Here is a 4,576-nt window from a genome sequence, read left to right as displayed (position 1 = left end):
AGCGCTTGAGATACTGCTTGCCGTTCTCATCGGTCTGCGGAACGCGGCTGATGATCTTGCTGTGCAGCATCACGGCGATGAGGTCCTTTTCTGGGACGAGCGCAACCTGCAGTGCCTGTGCGCTCCCTGCCACAACAGCCGCAAGCAGCGCGCTGAGCGCGCCCAACGACACTGACCACGCCGCCCCACCCCCGGGGGGGAGGGTCCGACCATCGGCAGGGCGCGCCCTGCTGGACCCCATAGGCTCTCACGCGCATTTTTTTTCTTCCTCACGTTTTGAGGTGCGTACTTTTCGGCCGGAGGTGCCGCGTCATGGCAACCCGCAAATCATCTTTCGACTGGACGCGCATCGAGCTTGAATACTTGGCCGGCGAAGATTCCATTCGAGAAATAGCTGACCGACACGCAATTTCGGAAGGCGCTATTCGGAAGCGCGCCAAGGCCGAAAAGTGGGTGCGAGTGGTACGCAGGGTACGCAAAGTGCGTACTTCGACGCCTCCGCAGCCTTCGCCGCCAGTCGAGCGCGAACGCGAGCCGGTACCGGATGCCGCCGCGATCGCCGAACGCGGACGCGGGTTGGTGTCGCGGATGCTGGATGAGCTCGAGGCGACGACAACGCATGCCGGCGAACTCGAGGAGATGATCGAGGAGATCACCGCTGACGATCGCGATGGCCGTCGCCGCGATGGCATGCTCGGCGCGATCAGCCTTGGCGGCCGGGCGAAGACACTGAAGGAACTCGCCACCGCGTTTAAGACGATCAATGAGGCTTCCGCGCCGCAGGGCAAAAAGGCGGCGGCGCAGGATCGCGCTCGAGAGGTGGCGGGCGGCAGCCGGTTCCGGCCCGTCGGAACGCCAGCTCTCAGCGTGGTAAAGACGTAAGTTGGCCCAGCCAACCTGGTCGACCGCATGCTTGGATTGGAAGCGTCGGATCTGCGACCGGAGATCGCTGATCCCGTTCTCTCCCCTCTTCCCGGCGTCGGCCGAAGCCAAAATGGCCGTCTTCACTTCGCTCAAGATCGTCGACTTGCCCGGGCAGCCGACGTTCGGTGAGGCAAGCGACGAGTGGCTGCTCGACTTCGCTGCGGCCGTGTTCGGCGCCTTCGACCCCGACACCAACCGGCAGCTGATCACCGAATACATGCTGCTGATCAGTAAAAAAAATACTAAGTCGACGCTGGCCGCTGGCATCATGCTCACGGAGCTCGCCTGCGGCTTCCGGTCTTACGACGAGAACCTGATCCTGGCGCCGACAAAGGAGGTTGCGGCCAACAGCTTCGCACCGGCCATGGGAATGATCGACGCCGATGAAGAGCTGACAGATCTCCTGAAACATCAGGAGCACCTGAAGCTCATCACGCACCGCGAGATGAAATCCACGCTCAAGATCGTTGCGGCAGATAGCGGCACGGTCGCGGGCAAGAAGGCCAGCCGCGTGCTGGTGGATGAGCTCTGGTTGTTCGGCGAGATGGCGAACGCCGATTCGATGTTGAAGGAAGCCACTGGCGGCCAGGTGAGCCGCCCCGAGGGGTACACGATCTATCTGACGACGCAGTCGGACAAGCCACCCGCGGGCGTGTTCAAGCAGAAGCTCAACTACTTTCGCGACGTCCGTGATGGAAAGATCGTGGACCCGCGGAAGCTGCCGGTGCTGTACGAATATCCCGAGGAGATGGTCGCTGACGGCGACCACCTGAAGCGCGAAAACTTCTTCATCACCAACCCGAACATGGGCCGATCGGTCACACAGGACTGGCTTGAGGAGAAGGCGGCCGAGGCTGACCACGGTGAGGATGGGCCTCGCGCTGTATTCTACGCGAAGCACCTCAATGTCGAGATCGGCATCGGCCTGCGGCACGACGCTTGGATCGGCTCGCTGTATTGGCAGGCTGCCAAAGCTGAAGCGAGCCTATGGGACGGCTCGTTCGGGTCCTTCCTCGATATCTGCGAAGTCGTAGTCGCCGGAATCGATGGTGGCGGCCTCGACGATCTGCTCGGCCTGGCACTGCTGGGCCGGCACAAGGTGACAAAGCAGTGGATCCTCTGGTGCAAGGCTTGGGCGCAGCAGGACGTTTTCGATCGTCGGAAGGACATTGCTAGCCGGCTTACAGACTTCATCGGCGAGAAGACGCTGGTGCGCTGCGAGGCGCCGACCCAAGATCTGATCGAAGTCGCTGACCTGCTCGAGCAGGTGAAAGACGCCGGGCTTTTCCCTGAGCAGGCAGCGATCGGCCTCGATCCTCAAGGCGTCACCGCGCTGGTCGACGAGCTGGCCGGCCGCGGGTTCACTGCCGAGCAGATGCTGGCAGTCAGCCAAGGTTTCCGGCTCTCGGCAGCTGTCTGGGGCATGGAGCGCAAGCTTAAGGACGGCACGCTGATCCATGGGGGGCAGGAGCTCATGGCCTGGTGCGTCGGCAACGCGAAAGCGGAGCAGCGCGGCAACGCCGTCCTGATCACCAAGCAAATCGCCGGCAAGGCGAAGATCGATCCCCTCGTCGCCGCCTTCAACGCGGTGATGCTGATGACCCGCAACCCGGAAGCCGCAGGCGCCGGGCTGCAGGTTATGTTCCTCTGAAAGGCAGCCCCATGCAGAACCGTGCGTTTAGTGTGCTCAGTATCAAGGCGCTCGATGACGACGCGCGCACCTTCAGTGGGATCGCCACCACGCCGTCAGTCGACCGGGTCGGCGACATCATCGACCCGATGGGCGTCAAGTTCACGAACCCCATTCCGCTGCTGCATCAGCATCGTCACGACAAGGTGATCGGCAAGGTCTGGTTCGAGACGCCGACGAAGGACGGGATAAAGTTTCGCGCCGAGATCCCCAAGATTGAGGAGCCGGGCGAGTTGCAGGACCGCGTCAATACGGCGTGGGGCGAGATCAAATACGGCCTTGTGACGGCCACCTCCATCGGATTTCGCCCGATCGAGTACTCGTTCATGGAGAACGGCGGCGTTCGGTACACCGAGACCGAGGTCTTCGAGCTGTCTGCGGTAACCATTCCGGCGCAGGCCGATGCAATCATCAATCAGATCAAGTCGATCGACGCTGCCCTGCGCAAGGAAGCCGGCGTCCCCGACCCCGAGATTCCCGCCAACCCAGAACCTGCCGCGGTCGGCAAATCGGTTCGCGTGGTGAAGCTGGATGACCCCGCCCGCGATCGGGCGAAGCCATTCGTCATCAACACCATTCGAAGGATTTGAAGTGACCAAATTTGCTGAACAGATCACGGCGTATGAAGCCAAGCGCGCCTCGGTCGTGGGCGCCATGGACGCGATCATGACCAAGGCCGCCACCGATGGCGCCACGCTCGACGCGTCGCAGTCGGAGGAATATGACGGCCATTCCGCCGACATCGTCGCGATCGACAAGCACCTCGATCGCCTGCGCACCGCCGAGCGCACCATTGCCAAGACGGCAAAGCCGATCGAGGACGTGCGTGACCCGTCGGCCGCTGCAGCACAGCGCGGCGGCGTGACCCAGGTCAAGGCGCAGCCCAAGCTCGCTCCCGGCATCGCCTTCGCGCGCTATGCCAAGGCCCGCGCCGTCTCGCGCCTCGATTCCGAGCCGGTGATGGACGTGGCGCAGCGCATGTATGGCGCCGACAGCGACGTCGTCGGCACGATCAAGGCCGCAGTCGCAGCCGGTTCAAACCAGCCCGGCAGCTGGGCCGCTGCACTGCACAGCCCCGAGGGCGCCGCTTTCGTCGACTTCGCCGAGTTCCTTCGTCCCGCCACCATTCTCGGCAAGTTCGGGACCAACGGCATTCCGGAGCTCCGGAAGATCGGCTTCGACGAGCCCGTCATCCTTCAGACCGGCGGCGGTCAGGGCTACTGGGTCGGCGAAGGCAAGCCCAAGCCGCTGACGTCGTTCGACTTCAAGCGCAGCGTTCTCGGCCGCCTCAAGGTCGCCAACATCGCCGTGCTGACCGAAGAGAACATCCGCAGCTCGAATCCGAGTTCGGAAGCGGTCGTTCGCGACGCGCTCAAGGCCGCGCTGGTCGAGACGCAGGATCTGGCGTTCATCGATCCGACCAATGCCGGTGCAGATACCGTTCGTCCGGCGTCGGTCACCAACGGCGCAAGCGCAAGGGCGTCGTCGGGCCGAGATGCGGACGCGGTGCGTGCAGATGTGCGAGCCGTGATGGCGGCGTTCATCGCGGCGAACAACTCGCTGACGACTGGCGTGTGGATCATGTCGGCGACCAATGCGCTCGGCCTGTCGATGATGAGCAACGCCCTCGGGCAGAAGGAATTCGCCGGCATGACCATGCTCGGCGGCACCTTCGAGGGCTTGCCGGTCATCGTGTCGGAATATGCCGGCCAGACCGTCGCGCTCGTCAACGCGGCCGACATCTACGAGGCCGACGAGGGCGATATCGCGGTCGACATGAGCCGCGAAGCGTCGCTCGAGATGAAGGACAGCGCCCTTCAGCAGGACGGCCTCGCCGGTACCGGCACGCAGCTGGTGTCGCTGTGGCAGAACAACCTGGTCGGCCTCCGCGCCGAGCGCACCATCAACTGGCGTCGTCGCCGCGCGACCGCGGTCGCGTACCTGACGGCCGTCCGCTGGGGC

At 63.7% G+C, this 4,576-nt stretch carries 4 protein-coding genes; all 4 read left to right on the top strand.

From position 1 onward, the window contains the following. Window positions 1-312 precede the first annotated feature (312 nt). Window positions 313-882, top strand: a complete 570-nt coding sequence (locus sphsw_RS20550; RefSeq protein WP_031441173.1) for a hypothetical protein — start codon at window positions 313-315, stop codon at window positions 880-882. A 112-nt stretch (window positions 883-994) separates the two neighbouring features. Beyond that, the gene (locus tag sphsw_RS14125; RefSeq protein WP_235188404.1) at window positions 995-2,575 is read left to right on the top strand and encodes a terminase large subunit; all 1,581 of its coding nucleotides are present in this window, start codon (window positions 995-997) and stop codon (window positions 2,573-2,575) included. Window positions 2,576-2,586: 11 nt separating this feature from the next. Further along, on the top strand, window positions 2,587-3,204 hold the full coding sequence (locus sphsw_RS18960) for an HK97 family phage prohead protease (protein ID WP_042467349.1): 618 nt from the start codon (window positions 2,587-2,589) through the stop codon (window positions 3,202-3,204). A gap of 1 nt (window position 3,205) precedes the next feature. Continuing rightward, the coding region (locus sphsw_RS14115; protein ID WP_152555511.1) for a phage major capsid protein at window positions 3,206-4,576 on the top strand (1,371 nt) is incomplete at its 3' end.

The sequence above is a fragment of the Sphingomonas sp. FUKUSWIS1 genome (assembly GCF_000733135.1).
In the GTDB taxonomy this organism is placed as follows: domain Bacteria; phylum Pseudomonadota; class Alphaproteobacteria; order Sphingomonadales; family Sphingomonadaceae; genus Sphingomonas; species Sphingomonas aerolata.
The sequence above is the reverse complement of the archived record's forward strand: the minus strand, read 5'-3'. Positions and strand labels throughout refer to the sequence as shown.